At 55.6% G+C, this 22219-nt stretch carries 24 protein-coding genes and 4 pseudogenes; 15 read left to right on the top strand and 13 right to left on the bottom strand.

Features of this window, described 5'->3' with window-relative positions; all coding sequences use genetic code 11:
- Positions 1–1395 precede the first annotated feature (1395 nt).
- From ACQUQF_RS22550 to ACQUQF_RS22530, 5 genes and pseudogenes are all read left to right on the top strand, one after another.
- Positions 1396–1834: pseudogene (locus tag ACQUQF_RS22550) on the top strand (hypothetical protein).
- Between the two features lie 431 nt (positions 1835–2265).
- A complete protein-coding gene (locus ACQUQF_RS22545; protein WP_435181505.1) occupies positions 2266–2778 on the top strand; it encodes a winged helix-turn-helix domain-containing protein in 513 nt (170 codons plus the stop codon).
- Positions 2775–3227, top strand: a complete 453-nt coding sequence (locus ACQUQF_RS22540) for a hypothetical protein (protein WP_435181504.1) — start codon at positions 2775–2777, stop codon at positions 3225–3227. Before ACQUQF_RS22545 ends, ACQUQF_RS22540 begins: the two co-directional genes overlap by 4 nt.
- 193 nt (positions 3228–3420) lie before the next feature.
- Positions 3421–3744, top strand: a pseudogene (locus tag ACQUQF_RS22535) (SWIM zinc finger family protein); the annotation flags it as partial.
- Positions 3742–4047 carry a MarR family transcriptional regulator gene (locus ACQUQF_RS22530; RefSeq protein WP_435181518.1) on the top strand — a complete coding sequence of 102 codons (306 nt, stop codon included), beginning with the start codon at positions 3742–3744 and terminating at the stop codon, positions 4045–4047. The pseudogene ACQUQF_RS22535 and the gene ACQUQF_RS22530, both read left to right, overlap by 3 nt.
- A gap of 507 nt (positions 4048–4554) precedes the next feature.
- Here the strand turns inward: ACQUQF_RS22530 and ACQUQF_RS22525 are convergent.
- Positions 4555–4791: a hypothetical protein gene (locus tag ACQUQF_RS22525; protein ID WP_435181503.1), complete on the bottom strand. Its 237-nt coding sequence runs from the start codon at positions 4789–4791 to the stop codon at positions 4555–4557.
- Between the two features lie 116 nt (positions 4792–4907).
- On the opposite strand from ACQUQF_RS22525, the gene ACQUQF_RS22520 reads away from it, so the two are divergent.
- Together ACQUQF_RS22520 and ACQUQF_RS22515 are read left to right on the top strand one after the other, a co-directional pair.
- Complete coding sequence (locus tag ACQUQF_RS22520; RefSeq protein ID WP_435181502.1) at positions 4908–5267, top strand: MarR family transcriptional regulator; 360 nt, start codon at positions 4908–4910, stop codon at positions 5265–5267.
- Positions 5264–5605, top strand: a complete 342-nt coding sequence (locus ACQUQF_RS22515; RefSeq protein WP_435181501.1) for a type II toxin-antitoxin system PemK/MazF family toxin — start codon at positions 5264–5266, stop codon at positions 5603–5605. Before ACQUQF_RS22520 ends, ACQUQF_RS22515 begins: the two co-directional genes overlap by 4 nt.
- An 847-nt stretch (positions 5606–6452) precedes the next feature.
- On the opposite strand, the gene ACQUQF_RS22510 is transcribed toward ACQUQF_RS22515, so the two are convergent.
- From ACQUQF_RS22510 to ACQUQF_RS22495, 4 genes and pseudogenes are all read right to left on the bottom strand, one after another.
- On the bottom strand, positions 6453–6773 hold the full coding sequence (locus ACQUQF_RS22510; protein ID WP_435181500.1) for a winged-helix domain-containing protein: 321 nt from the start codon (positions 6771–6773) through the stop codon (positions 6453–6455).
- A gap of 365 nt (positions 6774–7138) precedes the next feature.
- Complete coding sequence (locus ACQUQF_RS22505) at positions 7139–7231, bottom strand: helix-turn-helix domain-containing protein (RefSeq protein ID WP_435181517.1); 93 nt, start codon at positions 7229–7231, stop codon at positions 7139–7141.
- A 194-nt stretch (positions 7232–7425) separates the two neighbouring features.
- Positions 7426–7833 (bottom strand): annotated as a pseudogene (locus ACQUQF_RS22500) (bacterio-opsin activator domain-containing protein); the annotation flags it as partial.
- 113 nt (positions 7834–7946) lie between these two features.
- Positions 7947–8093: a DUF7563 family protein gene (locus ACQUQF_RS22495; protein WP_435181498.1), complete on the bottom strand. Its 147-nt coding sequence runs from the start codon at positions 8091–8093 to the stop codon at positions 7947–7949.
- Positions 8094–8810: 717 nt separating this feature from the next.
- Here ACQUQF_RS22495 and ACQUQF_RS22490 point away from each other — a divergent pair.
- The 6 genes and pseudogenes from ACQUQF_RS22490 to ACQUQF_RS22465 all read left to right on the top strand — a co-directional run bounded on the left by ACQUQF_RS22490 (position 8811) and on the right by ACQUQF_RS22465 (position 14621).
- Positions 8811–9077 (top strand): hypothetical protein, encoded by a 267-nt coding sequence (locus tag ACQUQF_RS22490; protein WP_435181496.1) that lies wholly within the window; start codon positions 8811–8813, stop codon positions 9075–9077.
- Between the two features lie 294 nt (positions 9078–9371).
- A complete protein-coding gene (locus ACQUQF_RS22485) occupies positions 9372–9818 on the top strand; it encodes a hypothetical protein (RefSeq protein WP_435181494.1) in 447 nt (148 codons plus the stop codon).
- 1 nt (position 9819) lies between these two features.
- Positions 9820–10788 (top strand): alpha/beta fold hydrolase, encoded by a 969-nt coding sequence (locus ACQUQF_RS22480; RefSeq protein ID WP_435181493.1) that lies wholly within the window; start codon positions 9820–9822, stop codon positions 10786–10788.
- A gap of 336 nt (positions 10789–11124) precedes the next feature.
- Positions 11125–12150, top strand: coding sequence for a nicotinate-nucleotide--dimethylbenzimidazole phosphoribosyltransferase (gene cobT, locus ACQUQF_RS22475; RefSeq protein ID WP_435181491.1), 1026 nt, complete (start codon positions 11125–11127; stop codon positions 12148–12150).
- 238 nt (positions 12151–12388) lie between these two features.
- Positions 12389–13832, top strand: a pseudogene (gene thiC / locus ACQUQF_RS22470) (phosphomethylpyrimidine synthase ThiC).
- A 348-nt stretch (positions 13833–14180) separates the two neighbouring features.
- The gene (locus tag ACQUQF_RS22465; protein WP_435181490.1) at positions 14181–14621 is read left to right on the top strand and encodes an ester cyclase; all 441 of its coding nucleotides are present in this window, start codon (positions 14181–14183) and stop codon (positions 14619–14621) included.
- A gap of 60 nt (positions 14622–14681) precedes the next feature.
- Here ACQUQF_RS22465 and ACQUQF_RS22460 read toward each other — a convergent pair whose 3' ends face one another.
- From ACQUQF_RS22460 to ACQUQF_RS22440, 5 genes are all read right to left on the bottom strand, one after another.
- Positions 14682–15422 carry a DUF7345 domain-containing protein gene (locus ACQUQF_RS22460; RefSeq protein ID WP_435181489.1) on the bottom strand — a complete coding sequence of 247 codons (741 nt, stop codon included), beginning with the start codon at positions 15420–15422 and terminating at the stop codon, positions 14682–14684.
- Between the two features lie 6 nt (positions 15423–15428).
- Positions 15429–16307: a DUF7096 domain-containing protein gene (locus tag ACQUQF_RS22455; protein ID WP_435181488.1), complete on the bottom strand. Its 879-nt coding sequence runs from the start codon at positions 16305–16307 to the stop codon at positions 15429–15431.
- 154 nt (positions 16308–16461) lie between these two features.
- Entirely contained in the window at positions 16462–17709 is a 1248-nt protein-coding gene (locus ACQUQF_RS22450; protein ID WP_435181486.1) for a helix-turn-helix transcriptional regulator, read from the bottom strand.
- 217 nt (positions 17710–17926) lie between these two features.
- Positions 17927–18082 carry a DUF7563 family protein gene (locus tag ACQUQF_RS22445; RefSeq protein ID WP_435181484.1) on the bottom strand — a complete coding sequence of 52 codons (156 nt, stop codon included), beginning with the start codon at positions 18080–18082 and terminating at the stop codon, positions 17927–17929.
- Positions 18083–18274: 192 nt separating this feature from the next.
- Positions 18275–18559, bottom strand: coding sequence for a HalOD1 output domain-containing protein (locus ACQUQF_RS22440; RefSeq protein ID WP_435181482.1), 285 nt, complete (start codon positions 18557–18559; stop codon positions 18275–18277).
- A 299-nt stretch (positions 18560–18858) separates the two neighbouring features.
- Between ACQUQF_RS22440 and ACQUQF_RS22435 the strand changes: the two genes are divergently transcribed.
- A complete protein-coding gene (locus tag ACQUQF_RS22435) occupies positions 18859–19788 on the top strand; it encodes a transcription initiation factor IIB (protein ID WP_435181480.1) in 930 nt (309 codons plus the stop codon).
- A 127-nt stretch (positions 19789–19915) separates the two neighbouring features.
- The gene (locus ACQUQF_RS22430) at positions 19916–20158 is read left to right on the top strand and encodes an antitoxin VapB family protein (protein ID WP_435181478.1); all 243 of its coding nucleotides are present in this window, start codon (positions 19916–19918) and stop codon (positions 20156–20158) included.
- Positions 20159–20758: 600 nt separating this feature from the next.
- Here ACQUQF_RS22430 and ACQUQF_RS22425 read toward each other — a convergent pair.
- From ACQUQF_RS22425 to ACQUQF_RS22415, 3 genes are all read right to left on the bottom strand, one after another.
- Positions 20759–21019 (bottom strand): HalOD1 output domain-containing protein, encoded by a 261-nt coding sequence (locus tag ACQUQF_RS22425; RefSeq protein WP_435181477.1) that lies wholly within the window; start codon positions 21017–21019, stop codon positions 20759–20761.
- The gene (locus ACQUQF_RS22420; protein ID WP_435181475.1) at positions 21006–21401 is read right to left on the bottom strand and encodes a DUF7344 domain-containing protein; all 396 of its coding nucleotides are present in this window, start codon (positions 21399–21401) and stop codon (positions 21006–21008) included. The genes ACQUQF_RS22425 and ACQUQF_RS22420 overlap by 14 nt, the downstream gene beginning before the upstream one ends.
- A 404-nt stretch (positions 21402–21805) precedes the next feature.
- Positions 21806–22138 (bottom strand): HalOD1 output domain-containing protein, encoded by a 333-nt coding sequence (locus ACQUQF_RS22415; RefSeq protein WP_435181474.1) that lies wholly within the window; start codon positions 22136–22138, stop codon positions 21806–21808.
- Positions 22139–22219 lie beyond the last annotated feature (81 nt).

Below are 22219 nucleotides of genomic sequence, written 5' to 3'. Positions count from 1 at the left end.
AGACGGTGTTCCCGGAGGTCAGTTGGATGAGCGAAGCGTGGAAGAACAGCGAGCGCGTCGAGCGGCGGCCGGTCGAATAGCCGGAACGAGGGCTCTTTTTTTGGTGTGGAGTACCGCCCTTGGGCACCTCCTCCCGCCCACCTCCACGTTCCGGGCGGCCCACGGGCCGCCGGGCTTTCGCCACCGCACCCGCTTCGCTTCGCTCGCTCCGCGACAGCACGGCACCTGGGAGTGGCGTCGACGAGCGCCCGCCGGCTCCTATCGGCCAGCTGGTCGCGACCGCGCCTGGGAGTTGTGTCACCGAGCGCCCGCTTCGCTCGCTTGGCGGTCGCGCCCATCGCGCCGCCGGGGCAGTCACCTCGACCGTCGTCGCCGATGCGCCATGGCGTCGGCGTCGGTCGACGGACCGTTCCTCTTCTCTCCGGACCACATCGATTGCCATCCCGGAACCGGGTCGTTCGGAAGTAAAACTTGCCCTCTCCTCCCTCCGGTCGTCGAGGCTCCCTCCCTGCGGTCGGTCGCCGCCCTTCGGGCGGTCAAGTAATACAACCGAACGACCCGAGACCGGGAGATATGGCAATCGAGTGGACCTACGAACCAGAGGACGGTTGCGACGAACACTCCGCCTCGCCTGTGAGCGCATCGGGCTCGACTCCCTGCGAGGTTGACTGCCTGGCGTGCGGCGCGTCGGGGATCGCGACCTGAGCTCGCTCGGCTCTCTTTTTCTATGGAGCGCACCGTCTCCGCACCGCGACCGCCCTCGGGCACCTCCTCCCGCCCGCCTCCACGTTCCGGGCGGCCCACGGGCCGCCGGGCTTTCGCCACTCCAGCGCACCGAACCAGGCCAGCTTCGGGCCGGAGTCGTCCTGGAGGTTCAGAGTAGCGGGAGTGCCCGAGGGTGTTGGGGGGCTGGGCGTGCCCTGTGTTTATTGTCCGCGGTTCGCTGTTCGGTGACGTAAACGGCCTCTCGGTCGCTCTTTCCGAGTCACTCGGCGATGGTGCGCCGTATCTCCGAGAGCGGGCGGTCCTCCGTTCGCGTGCCCACGCCCGTGCCTCCGGCAGCTCGGGCTTCTGTTTTCGATTCGATCTCGGTCGCGGCTCATACGTCGGCCTCGATGATACGACCGCCCGGCCCGCTGCCGAAAATCTGCCCGACGGGGCTCTTCCGCAAATTGAGTCCGTTATTTCGCCTTGCATATCGCGATTTTCGTCCAAAGAAAGAGGCGATATGCAATGTGCGAAGACCACCGCCTCTCTCAGGCCGAGGGGCCATCACAGGGGTAGTGGAATCACGGAAGTATTAGATTTATAGCGTAATTTGAGTGGGTACGTTTCGGTGGTGTCTGTCGCCCTCGCGTAGGGGTGGTGTGGCCCATGAAGTGCCCCCGATAGACGATGGTTTCGAAACGACGCAGCGAAACACGGACAGCGCATCACGCAGGAACTACCCCCGACGGTGCGGCGCCGTGGGCGGACCTTGAGGGACGGTCCTGTCCGACCGGGATCAAACGTCGGTCGTCGCGCTCGTGGAGTGTGCGCTCGTCGAGCTCCCGCACAAGGCCGTGAGCGGTGTTTTCGTCTCCCGGCAGGTCGGGCGGTTGACGCAGATGCAGTACGGCACCGGCGACGACGTCGGCAAGCAGCTCCAAAAGCGACACTTTGACGACCGGCTGTGCTGGCACGAGACCACCGTCCCTCGACGAACCGTTCGAGACGAACTCATTACCCAACTCACGCGGTCGCCCTCGACGCTGGCAGAATGTGCAGGTGAGGGAGCAGCCAGCGAGCCAGACACCTTCGTGTGAAGCCAGTTGGAGAGCCCCAGACGCCATAGCGGCTAGACTTAACCAACATTCTCGACCAGTCCCGCCACGGTGTTGGTTAACGCTAGGGCTGGATCCACTCCCTCGCCCCCACTCACCGCCCTCCCCCTTAAGTGAGTGAATCCTGGCGGCCAGTCGGCTCGAATGGCCGTCTCGACAGGTTTTATCTAACTGCTACCCGTCGAGAGCGAGTATGGTTGTCGTCGAAGAGGTCACCAAACTGAGCGAGCACTGCACCCAAACCTCATCCGAGGCGTTGCGAAGAGGGCTGATGGGTGACGCAAAGTGCCGTTGCCGAGTTCAGGGACGTCCCGCCCATCACGGTTCGGACGCATCACGAGACGGTAGAGGAGCAGGTAGCCTGACAACGTTCGCCTACAAGCACTGTCGTTAGATATTTTTCCCAGGAAATTATTTGTTCCTTGAGCGCGTAGCACCCAGTATGACCGAGACGTGGGATGACGTCAACGAGCAGGTCAAGGCAGACTGGAAAGACGACACCACGCCGTTCGAGCGAGTGTACGAAATCGTCGAACAGACCCACGACGGGCAGTCGGCTGCCGAGATTGCCGACCGTGCCCTCGTGAGCGAGCCGACGGCACGTCGACACTGCAAGACGCTCGTGAACACGGGCTTTGCCGAGACGGAACAGGATGGCCAAACAACGCTGTACAAGCGAAACAGTGACCGGGTCTTGATGTCCCGGATCCGCGAGCTGCGTGAGGAAGTCAATCGGCCGGAGTTGCTCGACAGTATCAAGGAGATGAAAGCCGAGATCCGGCGCTACGAGGACCGCTACGATGTGGTGTCACCTGAAGAACTCGCCCAGCAGCTCGACGCCGGCAAGACGGAGGGCTGGGACGACCTTACCGCGTGGCGAACGACGCGGCAGAATCTCGCCGTCGCCCAAGCAGCACTCGCGTACGATGAGGCCAGCCACCAGCTCGCTGTATGAGCAACGACGACCGTGCCGGCGAGTTCGGGCCGATCTATCTCCCGGCGCTTCAGCGGATTCGTGACCTCTGGCTCGAACTCGAGCCGCTCGTCGACGCAACGGCGTACGATGACGTCGTCGCCCCCACTGAACTGCAGATCAGTCTCAGCGATGGGCTCGGCGACGCCGAGAGCGCTCGGCTCGATATCCAATGGAGCGAATTCGGGATGTACTCGTTTCACTATGTCGATAGCGACGACGTCAACTGGCGCTTCGACCGGCACCCGAACACACACTCTCCCGAGGTTCATTTCCACCCTCCGCCCGAGGCCGCGACAACGGACGCCGAACCGTCGTGTATCGACGTGACCGAGGTCTCACTCGTAACTCGTGCCGTCCATGCAATGTGGCGAGCAGCGTACGAAGATGACGACGTCGACCAGCTGAATAGTGCGTCAAACCCGCCGTGAGGATGACTACTGCGTGAGTCTGGAAGAGATCTCCACTTTGAGATACGTCAATATCCCGGTGCGCCCGTAGTGGTGTTGGTACGGTACTGCGACAGTATTGTGGGTTCTCGCAGAGCGAGAGCGTTCCGATTCGGAGCGAAAGCGAGAGCGACGTATCGGTTTTCCCGCTTGCGCTGGAAGACTATCCATGCACATGGACATAACCGAGAACGCGGTTCGGGAAATCTGCACGGATGCAGTCTTCGACCGCGGCGAACGATACCGTGCTGAGGGCTGTATCCGCAAGATTCACCGCGTCGACACCACCGTAACTGCGGTCGTGAGCGGCAGCCGTCAGTACGATGTCCGTGTTGACCTCGCTACCGACGGGTTTGCTCCGAGGTGCGACTGTCCGTATGACGGGCCAGGAACGTGCAAGCACGTCGTCGCCGTGTTGCTTCGATGTGTTGACGACCCACCTCCAGACGAAGACTATCGACTTGACGCCGCACTCGATGGCGCCGACGGCGACAAAATTGAGGAACGGAATGACACCGAGCAGATCGTACTGTGCCTCGACGAGCATGACGACCGAGCATGGAAGGCGGCAATGATCGCCGAACGACTCGGGTTGGAGACGGACGCTGTGAGCGCGATCCTCTCGCGATTGAAGGAACGCGGGGTGGTCCGGCACAAGCGCCCGTACTGGGCAATCACGGACGACAAGGAACGACTCCAATCGGCCTACCGGCTCCACCGCCACCACAAAACAGCAGACGAACAGTACGGTGAGGAGCGTCTTGAGGACCTCCAGACCGACGAGATGGAAGAGGTACAGTGACTGCGTTCGAAGAACTAAAACGTGGCAAGCAGGCCGATGCCGCCCTCGCAGCGGTGGCTACCCAGTATCTACACGCAGAGCGGGGAGCGCGGCTGGTTTAGCAATCAGTATCCGCTCGAAGACGGCTACTCTCGCAATGGTCTGTCACGAGGTTTACTGAGGGTCTCCTATCCGCTCTGCCATGGGGAGGTGCTTGCTTGGGTCATCGACGACATTGAGAACCACTCCGAGTAAGAATTGGCCCCGTAGTGAGCGAAGCCACGGCGCCGGTATCAAGACGATGTCCTTGAGGAGAGAACCGATGGAGTCGACGACAACTTCGAAAGCCCCTCGCCGCGGGCGCGGTCGCTCAGCGTGATATCGGCGCAACCCACCCGCCGATAGGGCCACGCTGAGGCGACCAAGCGATGCGCGCCGCGACGAGCCTCTTTCAGTCCCACCCGGCTAGTTAGACGGTCCAAGCCATTCGCCCGAGGGTAGGTCTCCTCAGCCGAGGAACGTCAGCTCTCACCAATCTCGTGGTGGAATCCGCAACTCTTCGTTGACCTCGTATAAATACCCCTTCAGGAGCAGTTGCTCGATATGCGCTCGCGCGTCGGGACGTTCGACGCCCTGTTTCAAGAGATGTGCGACAGCGTCTTCTCGTGTAAGACTTTCTTTCTCCTCGTCCGCATCAATATACTGCTCGAGGTAGTTGAGCGCGGCTTTCTCACCGGATTCAATCGGCGTCCGCGAACTCTCCATTACGTGTAGATTGGGTGTCCCCGAATTAGTTGGTTGGGGTGGATACCGGGAGATTATTGGTACGGTGCTAGAAATACGTCGATACATCTAATACAACCTACGACATACAAATACACATGCCCATCGACATCGACACCTTCGAATCATCACCATCGGATCGACTCCAGAACTCGGGGGAGACAAACGCTGACCGCGTCATGCGGTTCCTCGCTGCACACCCTGACAAGGCATTCACGCAGAGCGAAATCCGCGATGCGACCGACGTCAAAGCCGGGAGCATTAGCGTCGTCCTCTCGCGGCTCGAGGATCGTGGACTCGTTCGCCACAAAGGCAACTACTGGGCTCTCGGCGAGGAGGACAACGTTGCAGCCTACACTAGTATGCTCGAAAGTACCCGGGCTGCCAACGACCGCTTCGGTGAAGAGGACATGGACGAGTGGTTGGAACACGCCGTCGACGACGAGGATACTGAATGAGCTATCAGCGAGGAGATGTCGTCTGGGGTCCGGACCCCTTCAAATCAGGTGAGAATCCACGGCCGTGGCTGATTCTGAACAACGACAGCCATCCGTTCGGTGACGAGGAGTACATGACGGTCACGTTGACGACAACACCCCATGACGAGGGAATTCCGATCGACGAGTCTGACTGGGTTGAGGGCGGCATGCCCCGGGAAAGTTACGCGTCACCGTGGGCTGTTGCATCGCCGAAGCACACCGCGATTGTCCGACGGCAGGGCCGACTTGAGGAATCCTTCGTCCAGACTGTCGTCGACGCTCTACAAACCTATCTCGAATCACCGACACAGGAATGACTGATTCCGCGGCTGTGTGCAATAACAGGAAACGACTATAATAATCTTGGACAGATGTTGGTTGCGGCCAACGAGGACGAGCACAGGCTCACACAGGAGTCGGTCGCAGAGGCAGCAAACGTTTCACGGGCGACCGTCCGAACTCATCGCGACACGCTGGACGAACTCGAACCTGCTTGAACTCGACACAACGTTTTCATAAGAGGTCGAGGTAGAAGCCCGCGACTTCAGTCGTTGGTGACTAACTTGGCAGCTACTGAGATATTCAGTGGAGCCAAATAGAACCATAAAGATTCTACCATACAATCCGACGACTGTGTTTCCTCGAAATCTATCGAAAGCCCTGACTGGACTCACGGTCACTCGCCGACATATCGGCGCAACGTACGCGCATAGGCCGGTGGGCGCTCTTGGCAGTTTTGCCTCCCCCGGATAGAGTAAGCGGAGGCTTTGTTGAAATATTCAGAGTTTGATAGAACTGCCGCGTTGAATACAGCGCCTTAATTAAGTAAACTGCCGAACCAGCTACGGGCTACAGACTGGGAAAAGAAACCGTACTACCAACTACTACTAGAACACGGAAATACGAGAACTACTGATAAACTGTGTCCCGTGTATCAATCTCTAGCACTCTGAGCTCGTCCTGATTTTTTATCCAATCAATTATCGCTCGACGCTTCCCCATCCGAAGCGAATACTCGGGTCGCCCTTTCAATGACTTTAGATGCCGACCGGGATTCGCTCCTGCTTCTTCCAGTTTCGACCGAATCCGATTTTCGATATCATCAGGAAGTGATTGCAACTTCTTCTTGACGTCAGGGTGCAACAGAACCGTCGCCATAGGTCACTACAGCTCTGTCCACTCATCCGTATCTTTACGACTATCAACAATTTCGGCAGTCGCCTCAGTTAGCTCAGGAGCGACCTCAGCCCACCATCCGACTGCCCTAGCACCGAATTTCTTCCGGCTTACTAAGTCCTTTTCAGCCATCTGATTAAGACGATTCCGCGTCCCTTCACGAGTTATCTGTTTTCCAAATCGACGCAGTCCCTCAGCAACTTCAGAGGCAGTAAGAACGGGATCATCCTCGTAATCAAACACCTTGAGAATATCCTGTTCAGTCACGGTTTCCTCGTACCGCCCTGCATCATCACGTCCCTGGCTCATATTTGAGTACTAGGTGGCCGAACCGCCATAACCGTTTGGTTCGTGCAAAACGGCCTATTCTTCCTAAACAAGAGTTGGTGGCTCGGTTCTTTATTCAGAGTTATCGGTGTAGCCGTCGTCCAATATTGAGTGTGTATTAGTCTCTTTAGGTACTGAACACATGTCTAGAGGGGGAGTCTTATTTACGGATTGTCGGTGTGGATATTAGTCCTTTACTGCTGACAAGATACGATTCGGACGATGGCTACGGAAGCCACGTTTACGGTTCCGTCTGACCAGTTCCTCTTATAAATCGTGTTTGAACAATTCTGTTCGCCCCTCAAACCGACAGGTGCTGCGAGCGTTTCCGTACTCAGCGCGTGGCGCTACACGGTAAAGAGCAACGCTAGGAGTTTCTGTTGGGCGATGCGAAGATGTTGAGTGAACGTGGGTGCGGAGATATCGAGTTCCTCGGCCAGCTCCTCCGCTGACTTTTCGCGGGGCCACTTGAAATACCCGCCAAAAAGGCCGCCATCAGCACTTGATACTGCCGGCAGGTCAACGCCTCTTTCAACACACTCTGGAAGTCACTGTGATTAAAGACAGGTATCTCGTGGTCTTTCTGGCGGCGTGCCACCACCTCCATGGCAGGATGAGCGGTACAGACGTGGTCAATCACCGCCGAGGCATCGTACTGAGCGGGAACGTCCGCCACAATGGTGGCCACGCCATCGGTACTCGTCAATTCCCGCGGGATGGCGCCGGCGTCAGTCAGTGTCACCACGAAAAACTGCTTTTCATTCGTGATGCGGATCTCGTACAGTGCGTCGTCAGTCCCTTCACTCAACAGCGTTGCCTCGAGATTGGCGCACTCGTCGGCCATCGCCAAAATCTCCTCCGGTGGGACGCCTGCAATCCGGTAGAAGACGATGTACCCGCCGTCGCCTTGGGGGAGGAGATGTTCAAGTTCGGCCGTACAGTCGAGTTGTTCAGAGACGTTGACGACGGGGTAGTCTGGATTCGTATTCTCGAATTCGACTTCAACCACGCCGTCAGACTGACCGTTTCCTGTCGCTCCCATCCTTATCCTCACAACTTACCCTAACAATTTAGGCGCTTTGAACGGCGACCGTCTCGACTTTAGTGCGTCTTGTGTTCATACGCCAGTCTGAGCTGAGTACCACACCAGCCGATTCAGGTCCGTTTCTCACGAACGTCCGATCCACTCCGGGTTTTATCCTCACAGTTAGGACAGGCCCGTGGCTGGTCAACCTCAATCGGCGTGAATTCACGGACATATTGCTGAGTCACAAACGACTCGAAATTCTGTCGGGTCGGCATATGACAGACTGCCACCAACCGCACGCGTAGATCTTCTGAAATCGGGCCATCTCGTTCAGATACCCGCTATGGTTGTCCAACACCGACATGCGACACATACTAATCCACGCACAAATGGTGAGTAGAGTGGTGGCTGGTATGTGAGGTATTGCGACCTACTGATAGTCATCGACGGATGACCGTGAACGCCGCCTCGTAGCGCGATTGCCTTGACATAGAGGCTCAACATGCTGGCGCTGTCGGCACCAAGATACACGGCGTCCGTGGTGCCGGAGTCGCCCGTCGATGCTTACGTGATAGTCGCTGACGATGGTGTCCTTGCGCCTACTTGGAGGTTGAGGCCACGATGGATGGTATCCTCGAGAGAATACACGTCGGTATTCACGCCGTGAATTTTGTTGTGAATGCTGCTCACTGTGACTGCACTCTCCCGTCTGGACCATTTTAACTTTGACGCCCGTCTCAGCCAGTTTTAGGGTCTTTCAGCGTTCACTGAGGTACTACAACGTCGATGTGTAGGGCGTGACCACCTGACCACGCACCAGGCCTATTGTTGAGTGGTGTTCCAACAGTCCAAACCGTTGCAGCAGTGCCGTATGTACTTGTTGACGCCTCGAACGGTTCGGAACGGCCGCGCAGCCTATTCGTACAGAACAGCAACATCCAATGGATTCCGTGAGTTGAGGCGGCATCACACACACTACGGATGTGCAATCCATGACCGATTCAGTATCCATATCCAAGAATGGCCGTGAGGTCCGGGTCGAAGTAACTGAACGACCGTACAAGCAGTATATGGATGCCCCTGTTGTCGAAGTGACGAGATGGCATTCGCTTACTAACAGTCAAACCCTTGTATTCGTGGAGACTGATGTCGCCCACCAGCAACTTGAATCAGCAGGTACACTCCTCGGGACTTTGCCGACAGACGTCGTGGAAGCCCTTGCAGAACACGGGTACGACGTTGTGAGTGACTGCGCTTGATAATTGCTGTCGGTCAGTATTCGGGGTAGGGATTTTATAGAAAATGCGAGACGAAACCCACTGCTTAGGGTGGGTAGCTCATGCTGTCTGCAATTGTTGCTGTCTGTAAGTGAATTCCAGTACAGACGCCAGCATATATACTTTTTGATTGAATTAAAATAAGAGATGCAGAGCAAAAGAATATATGGGATTATTTCGTCATTTTTGTTCTCTCTATGGTGTTGTGCAACTGATGAATAATCTTTTATTATCATCCATGGTAGTGTGATGCCCCCACACGGGGGAGAACTACCAATGAGTGAAACAGACTCCAGTCCCTCAGAATTTGCCAGTCACGACTGGTGGGACCACTACCAAGAGACGGTGAACACCGACGAGGAAATGCAGGTGCGCGGTCACGATAAGTTCAACGAGAACTTCTACGTCGAAATCGGCGACGACCGGTTCCTGATCAAGATGGACGGTGGCAAAGTTGACGACGTGGTGGCCAACCCTGGCATGAACGAAGAATGGTCATTTGGCGTGGAAGGCGACCGCACTGCCTGGGAAGAATTCGTCCAAGAAACACCTCCTGCCTTCAACCACGAAATTATCGCTTCGCACTATCGATCGGCCGTGCAGAACGAGGACGGTCATCTCCAACTGACCGGCAACAACAAAAAGATCTTCCAGAATCTACGCGCGTTCCAGCGCGCACTCGACCTGATGCGCAAAACCAACAACAACGGAGGTGGCCTCTAACATGAGTACAACCGACAACGACCAAATCGAACCGATTTCGGGTAAGTACGTTCACACGGAGATCGACGGGGTCGATCACCGCATCTACTTCGAAGAAAACGGTCCTGAAAACGGGATTCCCCTGCTCTGTCAACACACCGCTGGCTGTAACAACCAGGAATGGCGTCACGTTCTCACCGATGACGACATCACCGAAGACTTCCGGGTCATCGCGTACGATCTTCCGTTCCACGGTAAGTCGGTCCCGCCGAAGGGCGAAGACTGGTGGGAAGAAGACTACACGCTGAATGCAGACCAATTTACTGAGACGATTGTCAGTATTGCGGATGCACTCGACCTCGAGGACCCCGTGTACATGGGGTCGAGCATGGGCGGCAACATCACGCTAGAACTCGCTGACTGGTATCCCGAACGGTTCCAAGCACTCATCGGACTTGAATGTGGAGCATACAGTCCGGGCTTCTACATCGACTGGCTGGATCACCCCCAAGTGAATACGACTGAAGTCAACGCCTACTCGTGTTGGGGACTGATGGCAAAACAGAGTCCCGAAGAAGCACGCCGCGAGACGATGTACCTGTACGAACAAGGTGCCACCGGTGTGTTCAAGGGTGATCTCTACTATTACTCGGTCGATCACGACTACCGCGACAAGCTCGACCAGGTCAACGCCGAAGAATGCCCGCTGTACGTGGTTAACGGCGAGTACGACTACCTGACCACGCCCGAAGACGGTCGCGAGACGGCTGCGGGTGTCGGTGAGGGCGCAACGGCTGTTGAGATGGCCGAAATCGGCCACTTCCCGATGAGTGAGAACCCGGAGCTGTTCAACGCGTATCTCAAGGAGATTCTGGCGGATATACAGCAGGAGCGAGATGAGGATCTCCCGGATGTCCTGACGCCTGAAGACGTGGGCGTGGACCTGCAGGCTGCGACTGCGCAAGCGGCGGACACGCCTGACGACACGTAACTAACGCCGTTTCTTTTTGTGCAAATCCCGTCTTTCGCGACAGATCCCGTCCTCAGTGGAAGGAACTCGCACCACGGCTATCCAACAATTTGCCAAAATATCGCGTGTGTAATTAGGGATGGGTGGTAGAGGAGGACTCCCGATTCCGTCCAGTCAGCTAACTGGACGACCAACCTATGTCTACTCGTTCCCTGCCATCCGGGGAGACAGTTCTCAACGCAAAGATCGCTGAGAGTGACCTAACCAGTGGACGCATCTACGCCCTTCACAAGTAAGATTGTACAATAACAAGTATAGGTGGAAACTCTTACTTCCTGGCTGTGTACAGAGGAGAGCATGAATGTGAATATCCCGCCGATAGACGGGAGCGCAAGAGACGAAGCCGAAACACATCAGCAACACTTGACAAAGCCACCGGGAAGCCTTGGTCGCTTGGAGAATCTCTCGGTTAGAATTGCCGGTATAACTGGTGACCCACAACCAGCACTTGACTCAGCGGTTGTGGTGACGATGGCAGGCGATCATGGGGTTGTCACAGAGGGTGTAAGTGCTTTCCCTCAAGAGGTAACCCAGCAGATGATCGAGAATTTCGCGGCGGGTGGTGCTGGAGTGAATGTACTAGCCCGTACCATGGATCTCGAGAATCTTATCGTCGATGTCGGCACTGCGACAGACATCAATATAGAGGGGGTCATAGATGCAAAAGTTGGCTACGGAACTGCCAACATTGCGGAGGAACCCGCCATGACCCGCAAGGAGGCTGTTACTGCGATTGAGGCGGGTCGTGAAGTGGTAGCGGTGCATGCTTTCAACGCGGATATTCTCGGACTTGGGGATATGGGAATCGGGAACACAACACCGAGTGCAGCAGTAACAACTACATTCACTAGCGAATCCATTAGAGACATCACCGGACGAGGGACGGGGATTGATGATGACAGCTACGAGCAAAAGATTGCTGTCATCAAGAAGGCGTTGAATCTGCACAACCCGAACCCAGTCGATCCAATCGACGTCCTCGCCACAGTCGGTGGATACGAAATTGGTGGACTTGCAGGCGTCGTTCTTGAGGGTGCATCCCGGCGTATTCCAATCGTTGTTGATGGGTTCATCACGGGAGCAGCTGCCCTTGTTGCTGTCGAAATTGAGCCAGGAGTTGCCGAGTACCTTCTTCCGTCACACTCTTCGGTCGAGTCGGGCCACGCCATACAACTCGATGCACTCGGATTAGATCCCTTGTTTGACTTTGAGATGCGCCTTGGTGAGGGAACTGGAGCGGCAATCGGTATTTCGGTCGCTCGCGGTGCTTGCAGTACTCACAGAGAAATGGCGACATTCGAAGAAGCTGGCGTCTCGAAGTAATTGACCTCTATACAGGACGAACTCATAATAGGGTAGGTATCGGCATAGTCTCCGTTACTGGCCTCAGTATCTTTTTGGAATTACCGTCTGTGCCATACCATTAATTTTCTAGGTCCTAATAATTAACTTGTGAGAGGGATAGATTGATGGAAAAGCATTGAGTGGGCTACTGACATGCAACAGGCGGACTATACGGGTACCCAACCGCTATATGACCGGTAGTAAAACTGGGTTATCGATGGCAGAAACGCAGCTCCAACGAGCCAAAGCTGGAGAGATCACACCTGTAATGAAGCGCGTCGCCGAGCGTGAAAACCGCGACCCAGAGTTCATCCGAAACCAAGTTGCAGACGTACAGGCAGTTATTCCCGCTCATTCGTACATGGGTCACTTGATCCGATGATTATCGGCCGGGAATTCGCCACCAAGGTCAACGCCAACATCGGGAATAGCGACACAACCAGTATCTGGAGGGCGAACTCGAGAAACTCCATACTGGGGTTCACTACGGTGTGGATACAGTGATGGACCTTTCGACGGGTGACAACCTCGACACCATTCGGGAAGCGAATATCGAACACTCACCCATTCCAATTGGCACCGTTCCGATTTACGAGGCTGTCAAGCGCGCTGAAAGTCCAGAAGACATTACGCACGACCTCCTCCTTGACATCATCGAGAAGCAAACCACACAGGGTGTCGACTACATGACGATCCATGCCGGGGTCCTCATGGAACATCTACCACTCATCGACGGGCGCAAAACAGGCATCGTCTCCCGGGGTGGCTCAATCCTAGCCCAATGGATCGAGGAAAATGGGATGCAAAACCCACTCTATGCGAAATTTGACGAGATTTGTGAGATTTTCGCAGAACATGACGTAACGGTCTCACTTGGTGACGGCCTCCGGCCGGGCAGTTTAGCCGATGCGAGCGACGACGCCCAGTTTGCTGAACTCGCGACGCTTGGTGAACTCACCCAGACGGCATGGGATCACGGCGTGCAGGTTATGGTCGAAGGCCCCGGCCATGTTCCACTGGATGACATCGCCATCAACGTCGAACGGCAATAGAAGGTGTGGGATGGGGCACCATTCTACGTCCTCGGGCCACTCGTCACCGACGTAGCACCGGGCTACGACCATATTACGAGCGCAATCGGGGCAACTGAGGCTGCACGTGCAGGGGCAGCGATGCTCTGTCACGTGACGCCCAAAGAACACCTCGGACTTCCCGAAGAAGACGATGTCCGGGACGGCCTCGCCGCCTATCGGATTGCAACCCATGCTGCTGATGTTGCGACTGAGCAATCTGGTGCACGTGACTGGGACGTTGCATTGTCGGAAGCATGCTATGCGTTCGACTGGCAACGCCAGTTTGATCTGGCACCTGACCCCGAACGGGCACAGGCGTATCATGACCAGACGTTGCCGGGCGACAACTACAAGGACGCCCGCTTTTGCTTGATGTGCGGGGCAGAGTTCTGTTTGATGCGCATCGACCAAGACGCGCGTGATGCCGATGGGGAGATGACAGCCATCGACGACGACACGGATTTAGATCACTGGGCTGCGGCCGAGGTCAATCGCCCACCGGTTGGCACCCACGATACCAGTCGTGTGCCTGAAGAAATCGAGATTAACGGCGTCACATTCACGCCAGAATCACACGCAGACGACTGAGTTAACGCGCGACTCTGCGAATGCAGGATTTAGTTGACAGCGCGGACACTCAGCCGAATTCGTAGCACGTCCAATCGTCGGTGTGTGGCCTCAAAGCCACCACATCGTGGACATAGACTTGCTATGGAAGTTGACGACCTTCGCCAGATTGTATTCGCCCAAAACAGTGTGAACAGCAGGATGCCACGCTGTAGTGGACTATCTTGGCAAGCGCTCCTCGAATACCTTACACGACTGACTGATGCAATCTTGGTGTCTGTGATCCGTCTGGCTTGTTCCCGAAGAACCGTGTCATTGGTTCCCAAACCACTATGTCAACGGGGAGCGTACCCAGACTGGGAGTTCACCATGGCCTCTGACACTCAAACCCAAGAGACCGTGCAGCGGTTTTACGAAGCGACCGGCGAGACGTTCACAAATCTCCTCCACGAGGTTCTCATTGACGACGTTGTACTGCATGACCCCCACTTGGAGGACATTCAGGGACATGATCGCGTCGAACACTACTACGCGTCATTCCACAACGCGTTCCCCAACATCACGTTTACCGTTGATGATATGTTCATGGCGGATGATCTGATTGCTGTCCGGTGGACGGCTGAAGGGACGCACGAGGCGGCCTTCTGGGGGATTGACTCGACTGGCAATGAAATGCATCTATCAGGAATTGATATTGTCCAAGTTACGGATGGCCAGATCAGCGAAGTCTGGACGGTGTACGACTCGGCAACCCTCCTTCAACAACTTGGCATCGAACTACCAGTTACCCCTCTGAATGGGGACGCATAGTCAGCCGTGTCTCTGTCCGAGTTCGCTTTAACTTGATGAATTAGGGGGTGGAGAGCCCTTCTACTGCTGCCGCAGGGCCAGGAGCCCGGCCGCAGTCAACGATACCATCGCTATCGCGATCCCAAATCCGGGAACCTCACTTATTGCGCTCGACGCTTGCTTGTCCGTTTCGCGTTGGCCTGCTTGCTCTTCTGTCGACTGACTAGTCGTTGCCTCCTCGGAGGCGGAACTGAACACGACTTCGAATCCATCTAAACTCGTTCCTTGCTTCCACGTAAGCTGTCCGTCAGAGGTGGTTCCCGGTTCAGGACTTGCACCCGTCCGTTCGTATCCATCAGGTGCGATGAGCGTCACCTTCCGATCAGCCGTGAATCCGCTCGCGAACGGTTCGGTCACGACGATTCTATCGCCGTCTACGGCCGCTAATCCGTGCCAAGTAACTTGGAGTCTCACGACGCCTGTCTTGCCGTCCTCCGAGACGTACACCTTCACAGTCGCGTTGTCCACGCTCATTGCGCGACCGGTCGTGTTCTCTGCTCTGTCGGCAACGCTCGCCATCCGGTCGCGGAATCTATCACGGACCTGTTTCTGGGCGTCGCTGTCGTTCTCCAGCGTTTTGAAGGCGTCTCGTTCGTTTTCGGAGGTCAGGTCATACGTCAATGTCAGTGTCACTTCGGCGTCGCCATCTTCGGCTACCGAAACTACCAACGACGGCTCGGCCTCCGTTCCCGCAGCGGCGGGCGTGGCGCTCACGGCGACTACTATAACTGCGACGATAGCACGTACGAATGTCTCGTGCATTGGTGCTTACTGACTGGATCCACCAGTATCTCGCCCGCTGCCGGCCGCGTCGGAACCACTATTGTTTGACCCGGATCCGTCAGTGGTCTCGTCTCCACTGGTCGTCGTTTCATCACCAGTGGTTGTTTGGTTACCACCGGGAGTCGACGTCTCATTGCCAGTCGTTTGGTTTCCACTGGAAGCCGACGCGTTCCCTTTGTGCTGAGTCTGGGAGTCGCCGCGTTTGTTCCGGCCGCGGTCGTCGGGGCGGTGGTCTTCTGCAATCTCACGCCCGACGTCTGGACCCGCGATAGAGCGGGCAATTTCCGCGACTTCCGGTCCGGTGAGATTCGCGGCGTCCGACCGCAGCGTCTGAATCGCGGTAACGTTGATACCCTTTTCCGCGAGCACATCCTCGGGAAGGGTACCAGACGCGTTGGCCGTTGCGTTCGCCAGTCGTTTGGCCGTCTCAGTTTCGGCAGCGAGCTCCGCTATCTCCGCACGGTACTCAGCGTCGGAGATACTACCGTTCTGATGGGCTGCTTGGAGCTGCTGTCTGCGTTCGCGGAGATCCGAGACTTTCTGGCGGAGGTCAGCGACCGTTTCGTTGACGACCGCAGCCTTCGACTCGTTCGAGTTTGCGCGTGCAATCTTCAGTCCGAACCCACGTTGCGCGATTTCACCGTCCAGCTCCGACTGCTGGACGCCAATCACGCCCATGAACTGGCCGCCAGGCGTCACGTTAGTGCTGGCGTTCGTAGACGCGTTTGCGGGATCCGCCGCGTCGGCAACGGGGTTCGAATTCACTTGCGTGTCGGGACTCTGGGTCGCTGCCCCAGTGAAGGGGACCATCGCGACCGCGCTGATGACCAGCACGATCGCCATCGTAGTTGCTGTTCTGCGCATCTCGTTCGCTCATTGAGCCCAGGAGGGTATATATACTAACGTCGCTGACGCCGAATTACACCGATTTACACCATCTCTCAGCGAACTCCAAGGCGTTCACGTCCGGCGATTTTCAAACAACTCGTTCTCAAACGGTGTTGAACGGTAGAAACACTTAAGTCCCACCCTCATCGGGCAGCGTAACCACGTTCTCGCGGCCCAGACGGAACACCTCTACCTTCTCGTCGTCTTTGAGACGGTTGACGACGCGACTCGCTTTCGCTCCGGTCCAATCCAACTCCTCCACGATCGTCTGTTGTTTCACGCGTCCACCGCGCTCCTCGAGGAGGGTGAGGACGCGTTCCTCGTTGCTCATGAGTTCGTCTGCGGGGTCCGCAGTCGTGTTGGGTTCCTCGTTCGTTATGGGAGTCTCTGGAACTGTCGCTTTCCCGCGTCCACGAACGGCGAAGACAGCACCCCCGAGAACGAATACCAGTAGGAGCACCCCCGCTATGAATGGCATTGGGAGTCCGGTCCCGTTGGACTCTCTTCCGCTTGCAGTCGTTGTCTCACCGGTGGTCGACGGCGAGGATTGTGACGTCGTTACCTCCGTGGGAGAGAGGACAAGATTCGGTTCGCCCGAGCCGAAGTCGAGCGGTCCCGTCCAGACGATTGTCCGTTCGCGCGTCTCACTTGGGTCCGGCGACGCCGTCGTTGACGTATATCCAGACGGCCAGGATATGAGAAGAGTCGTTTCACTGTCCAAGAACAGTCCTGCCAACGCATCGCCGGCTCTGATTGAGCTCTCGGTCGTCTCGGCGAACCCGTCCCACTGGAACGTATAGACGATGATACCGTATTCCTGTGGGAGTTGCCGCCGGTCGGTGGTAACGGTGAAGCGCCGAGCAGTCATTTCTCTGCCAGTTGTATTTTCGGCGGTCCGTACCGTGTTTCGCATCCGCGTCGCAAACCGCTCGCGGTACGTTGATTCGTTCGCTTTGATATCCGCCTCTAACTGCTTGAACGCGTCCGTAACGTTCTCGTCGTCCAGCTGAACCCGATACTCAACACGCCAGTTTGCCGTTCCGTTTTCCTGTAGATTTACCCGTAAGAGGACGTCATCGACATCAATATCGGGATGCAAGTCCGAGCTGGCAGATTCCGGCGTTTCCGACGCGCTCGCGGTGGTGAGTGCGGGTATCCCGAGAGAGGCGAGAACGAGACAGACAACGAGGAGCTTTGTCCGCAAAGTCATCGAAGGGCTGGTTTTTACCCCGGGTAGAAAATCCTTTTCAAAGGGCTCGTGGGAAATTTCGGCCGCTGGTGGGATGTTTGTGTTTCCCTCCCTCTCCATGGAATCGCGCTGAGACCGATCCTTGAACGCCGTAGAAATTGAGTCTGCAAAGTTCGAACAGAGGGTCATCCCACATAGAACTCACCTCGTCGGAAGCAGTGATATCGGGATGTTACCCAGTTATGTCTCCGACTAACCGAAACCAGCGAGTCAGTGACTACACCTTTTTGGCGCTTTCACCGTAACACTCCGACACTATGTCAATCCGATTGATAGATATATAGGTTTAGTTTTTACGACACGGACCTAAGTCGTCGTACCGATATCAAGTCCGGTAAAGTTGAGTTCAGTTTCGAGGAGATCGTGTTTCACGAACATCCGCACCATCTCGGATTCTGTCTGGACAATTCGGACAGACTCGCGGTTGTTCCACATCGGTCGGTGTAAAGACGCGAACATATTGTCGGGTAACAAATGAATCACAGTTCTGGCAGGTCGGCATACCGGAGACAGCCAACTAAGGCATCATATTTCTTCCGGCAGATGGAGATAACAGTGGTGAACGCTATCAGGAGTTAGTGACAGAGGTTCGTTATTCGAAACCCTCCATGTAACCGTCGCTCAACGTAGAGTGTATACTCAGTGTCTTTACCCGACATGAGCTAAAGGCTGCACCAAAGCCAAGGTCCTGATTTCAGTCCGCAGTCATCGGCTGGTCTTCAACCTGCTGGGTGGTGGTTATAGCGTCGCTATTGACCGTTATCTCGTAGTCTAAATACGTGAACGTTACTTCTCCAAAATCCCGACCATGGAACAGATTGTTGAGGGCCTCTGGATTAATCGCCTCATGTAGTGGTGGTAGGGTTTCGGGCTCACGGCCGTCTACCTTTGAGACACATTCAAGGACTGTGAGACTGAGTGGTCTCTCTCCGTCAATTGGACACCGGCACGTCTCGCGATACTCTCTCCCACAACTCATACCAATACCGTATGGAGCAAACGGACATAAATCTCGACTAATTTTTGCATGTTAGAGGGTATCACTATACCAATTTAGCCACGATTTAACAGGATAGATCACCGGATAGTAAGCGATAGATCCTCCCCCTGTTTTACAAATCTTCTAGTAACTGATTCGGTTAGGATCTCACTAGATTTTCCTATATGCTGTTTAAATAAAGCCCTTCAAAACGGTCCGTGAAGAACTGAGTTTTATTTGCCCCTTCCTGGGTGAGGGGTCTTCAGAAAGCGCGGAACGCGCGGCCCTTCGTGAGTACAATGGCAGGTAGTGAAATCTACGAAACGTCGTTCGACGAAGACGCACAGACGATCCCTGGATCAAGCCCGTGCCCCGAGTGTAATGGTCGAGTCAGGACAAATGAGATTGAAACCGTCTGTAAGAACTGCGGGCTCATTATCGACGAACAGCGAATCGATCACGGCCCGGAGTGGTCCATGTACGATGATGGCGGGCGAAAACGCACCGGAGCGCCCCTCACTGTCGCACGACACGATAGAGGGCTGTCGACCAGGATCGGTCGCGGGACCGACGCGAATGGGAAGCAACTCTCCGGGCGGAAGCGTCTCCAACTCGGTCGATTGCGACGGGAGCATTCCCGCGGACGGTTCCAGTCGAAAGCCGACCGGAACCTCGCTCACGGCCTCGGTGAGATTCGTCGAATCAGTAGTTCGCTCAGTCTGGCCAAGACGGTCCGGAACCAGGCGTGCCAGCTCTTTCGGACTGCCCAGAACGAGGACCTTCTGAAGGGACGCTCGATCGAAGCGATGGCCGGGGCAAGTGTTTATGCAGCCTGTCGGTGCGACGGCTATTCTCGAACTCTCGAGGATATCGCAAAGGTAGCACGCGTCGAGCAATCACGAGTATCGACGTCATACAAAACGCTCAACACGGAACTCGGGCTCCCGACGCAACCGGTAACACCGAGCGAGTTCATCCCACGGGTAGCGTCGGAACTCGGCGTTTCTAATCAGATTCGCTTTCGGGCGCAGCAGCTGGCGGAGAAGGCGGAATCAGTGGGAGTCACGACGGGGGTGCGTCCATCGGGTTTCGCTGCAGCCTGTCTCTATAAAACGGCCAACAAGGACGATCACAGGCTCACACAGGAGACGGTCGCAGACGCAGCAAACGTTTCACGGGCGACCGTCCGAACTCATCGCGACACGCTGGACGAACTCGACCCTGTTTGAACTCAGCACCACGTTTCCATAAGAGGTCGAGGTGGAAGCCCGCGACTTCAGTCGTTGGCAACGTTTAGCCACCGATAGCTGTCCACCCTGATCCATTACATAACTGCATACACCACTGTGTATTGAAATGGCGACGAAAACGATCTCTCTCGATGAGGAAGCCTACGAACGCCTCAAGGCTCACAAGCGTGAAGGGGAATCATTCTCGGAGGTCGTCAAGCGGATAGTGGGCGAACGTTCGTGGACAGAGGTGGCTGGCATTCTCTCTGACGAAGAAGCCGAGCAGCTCGAAGGGATTATTGAGGAGGGACGGGAACGCTCCCATGATTGCCGGGAGCGCCTTGATTCGGAATTGCGGAGCGACGAATGATCGAGGATACGTCATTCATCATCGACATCCTGCAGGATGACCCTGACGCTCTCACGTATCTTGACCTCATTGAGAAGGAAACCACCCCGAAAAAGTCGCTTCAATCACCGTCCTCGAACTCTACGAGGCTGTCCCGCAGTTAGACGCTCCCGAGGAACGCAAGCAGAAGATACTCGATGTACTCGATACTCGGCACACTATCGCTGCCGACGATACGGTGATGCGGAAAGCGGGGAAAATCTCGGGTGAACTCATCTCTCGGGGTGAAGAGATCGATAGAGAGGACTGTATCATCGGAGCGACTGCGTTACTCAACGACGAGCCGGTCGTCACTCGCAACAGTGACCACTTCGATCGAATCGAGGGTCTTGACGTCGAAACCTATTGATTGAGTTTATCGACGCTGCTCGTCGAATCGTCGTTGACGGTCTTGTACGATACCCCTCTGTTGAATATAGAGCGTGCACTACTCAATACAGAGAAGGACGATAATAGATCAGTAAGAGGACATCAACAAACTGTCTAAATAAGTGGAGACAATACGGGAACCGGCGGTCAGCCTGACTGGACTTATTCGTTTAGACCAGAGTTTTCCCACATTCAACGGTCGGTCCACTCCCTGGTCGATACCTCTGAGAATTGCAAGGTGCCATCTACGAAGATTTGACCGTCGTGGGTCAGAGTAATCTGATGGTCAGAATATTGGAACGTAAATCGCCATTCGCCTCTCTTCTGCTCATATAATTTGTTTAGTATTCCCGGGTCAATGTACTCGTAAAGGGAATCGAGGTCCGTTGTGTCCACCCCATCCACAGCGGCCACCGCTTCAACAATACTGGTGACGATTTCAGACTGGCTCATCGTCTACCATTTCCTGAATAATCTTACAGTTGGCGACCAAGGACTCGGGAATCTCGTCCGCTGACTCTAACACGTTCTCGATGATGAATGCCGGTTCCGCGAAGTTGGGGCCACGTTGGACACAGCAGTTCTCGCGGTCCCAGCGAACGTACCCCCCTTCAGCCAGCTTGGGGAGGTGGTGATGGCGTAATTCAATCACCAATGTCTCGGAGTCCATCGATTGGTTGGGAGACTCTGCAGCCTCTGGTAACGGGAGCCGTCGCTCTTGTGGTACATCCAGTAGCGACTTAATAATCTCTCGCCGCGGCTCGGCGGAGATCGCGTCGAACAACTGATCCCACCGTTCGGCCCATTCCCAGTCGTCAGTTGGGCTGATAGACATACATGCACTACAGTGCCAGTCTTACTTCAGCGTTGAGTTTGCCACATCCTCAGCCAATCCAGTACACCGGCTCAATGAACCGTTCTATCTATTAGAGCAGCAACAGCTCACGTTGGCTGTGATGAAGTTGTTAGGCCGACTCTGCCTCGATCTGCCAATACACGTACTTTTCCAGTAATGGTGTGAGATTATCGTATCCGCACTCTGGACAGTCCAGCCCCGCGGTTTCCTCAACCCCGATTGGCAGGACGTAACCACAATCATTGTAACAAGAGACCTTCTCGTATCGGTCACGCAGTTCGGCTTGTATGGCCAAGGGATGGTTGTCTTGAAAGTGGGATTTGGCCTCTGTTTTTAGCGGTTCAACCGCCTCTGCCTCAACTGTTCTATGACAGAAATCACAGTCAATCCGATACATTATCCACTGGAGAGTTCTCTGATATTATCACACTGCCGTCACTCGAAACCCGGATGTGGTTACCTGCGTACTTGAACGCCACAACGCCGTCCGTTAGCCGTGAGTGGCCGTTTACATCCGACGAAAAGAGAGTGTTCAGTGCATCAGTTTCGATTATTGAGTACAGCGGTGCTAATCCGGTTTGATCAGATTGTGTGACAGAGCAGACACCCCGGACAACAGCTTCCGTCACTGATTCATCCTCTTGAATGTAATATGTCGATTTTTTACCCTCCTGTACATCGATTTGCGACCTGTCCTCTGAGTTTGAAGCAGTCATCTCAACCGTGTCCGCCCTGTTGTAGGGGCGGAGTTCGGTTGGACACTCAACCTGCTTATGCTGGTCATTTAAAAAGGGGCG

The sequence above is a fragment of the Halorussus sp. AFM4 genome (assembly GCF_051194995.1).
GTDB lineage: Archaea > Halobacteriota > Halobacteria > Halobacteriales > Haladaptataceae > Halorussus.
Note: the sequence above shows the minus strand (reverse complement) of the source record. Positions and strands in the feature narration are given on the sequence as shown.

Coding starts and splice junctions, on each gene's coding strand:
- ACQUQF_RS22545 (WP_435181505.1), top strand. CDS start 2,266: ATGACCGAGACGTGGGATGACGTCAACGAGCAGGTCAAGGCAGACTGG.
- ACQUQF_RS22540 (WP_435181504.1), top strand. CDS start 2,775: ATGAGCAACGACGACCGTGCCGGCGAGTTCGGGCCGATCTATCTCCCG.
- ACQUQF_RS22525 (WP_435181503.1), bottom strand. CDS start 4,791: ATGGAGAGTTCGCGGACGCCGATTGAATCCGGTGAGAAAGCCGCGCTC.
- ACQUQF_RS22520 (WP_435181502.1), top strand. CDS start 4,908: ATGCCCATCGACATCGACACCTTCGAATCATCACCATCGGATCGACTC.
- ACQUQF_RS22515 (WP_435181501.1), top strand. CDS start 5,264: ATGAGCTATCAGCGAGGAGATGTCGTCTGGGGTCCGGACCCCTTCAAA.
- ACQUQF_RS22510 (WP_435181500.1), bottom strand. CDS start 6,773: ATGAGCCAGGGACGTGATGATGCAGGGCGGTACGAGGAAACCGTGACT.
- ACQUQF_RS22495 (WP_435181498.1), bottom strand. CDS start 8,093: ATGCCGACCCGACAGAATTTCGAGTCGTTTGTGACTCAGCAATATGTC.
- ACQUQF_RS22490 (WP_435181496.1), top strand. CDS start 8,811: ATGACCGATTCAGTATCCATATCCAAGAATGGCCGTGAGGTCCGGGTC.
- ACQUQF_RS22485 (WP_435181494.1), top strand. CDS start 9,372: ATGAGTGAAACAGACTCCAGTCCCTCAGAATTTGCCAGTCACGACTGG.
- ACQUQF_RS22480 (WP_435181493.1), top strand. CDS start 9,820: ATGAGTACAACCGACAACGACCAAATCGAACCGATTTCGGGTAAGTAC.
- cobT (WP_435181491.1), top strand. CDS start 11,125: ATGAATGTGAATATCCCGCCGATAGACGGGAGCGCAAGAGACGAAGCC.
- ACQUQF_RS22465 (WP_435181490.1), top strand. CDS start 14,181: ATGGCCTCTGACACTCAAACCCAAGAGACCGTGCAGCGGTTTTACGAA.
- ACQUQF_RS22460 (WP_435181489.1), bottom strand. CDS start 15,422: ATGCACGAGACATTCGTACGTGCTATCGTCGCAGTTATAGTAGTCGCC.
- ACQUQF_RS22455 (WP_435181488.1), bottom strand. CDS start 16,307: ATGCGCAGAACAGCAACTACGATGGCGATCGTGCTGGTCATCAGCGCG.
- ACQUQF_RS22450 (WP_435181486.1), bottom strand. CDS start 17,709: ATGACCCTCTGTTCGAACTTTGCAGACTCAATTTCTACGGCGTTCAAG.
- ACQUQF_RS22445 (WP_435181484.1), bottom strand. CDS start 18,082: ATGCCGACCTGCCAGAACTGTGATTCATTTGTTACCCGACAATATGTT.
- ACQUQF_RS22440 (WP_435181482.1), bottom strand. CDS start 18,559: ATGAGTTGTGGGAGAGAGTATCGCGAGACGTGCCGGTGTCCAATTGAC.
- ACQUQF_RS22435 (WP_435181480.1), top strand. CDS start 18,859: ATGGCAGGTAGTGAAATCTACGAAACGTCGTTCGACGAAGACGCACAG.
- ACQUQF_RS22430 (WP_435181478.1), top strand. CDS start 19,916: ATGGCGACGAAAACGATCTCTCTCGATGAGGAAGCCTACGAACGCCTC.
- ACQUQF_RS22425 (WP_435181477.1), bottom strand. CDS start 21,019: ATGAGCCAGTCTGAAATCGTCACCAGTATTGTTGAAGCGGTGGCCGCT.
- ACQUQF_RS22420 (WP_435181475.1), bottom strand. CDS start 21,401: ATGTCTATCAGCCCAACTGACGACTGGGAATGGGCCGAACGGTGGGAT.
- ACQUQF_RS22415 (WP_435181474.1), bottom strand. CDS start 22,138: ATGACTGCTTCAAACTCAGAGGACAGGTCGCAAATCGATGTACAGGAG.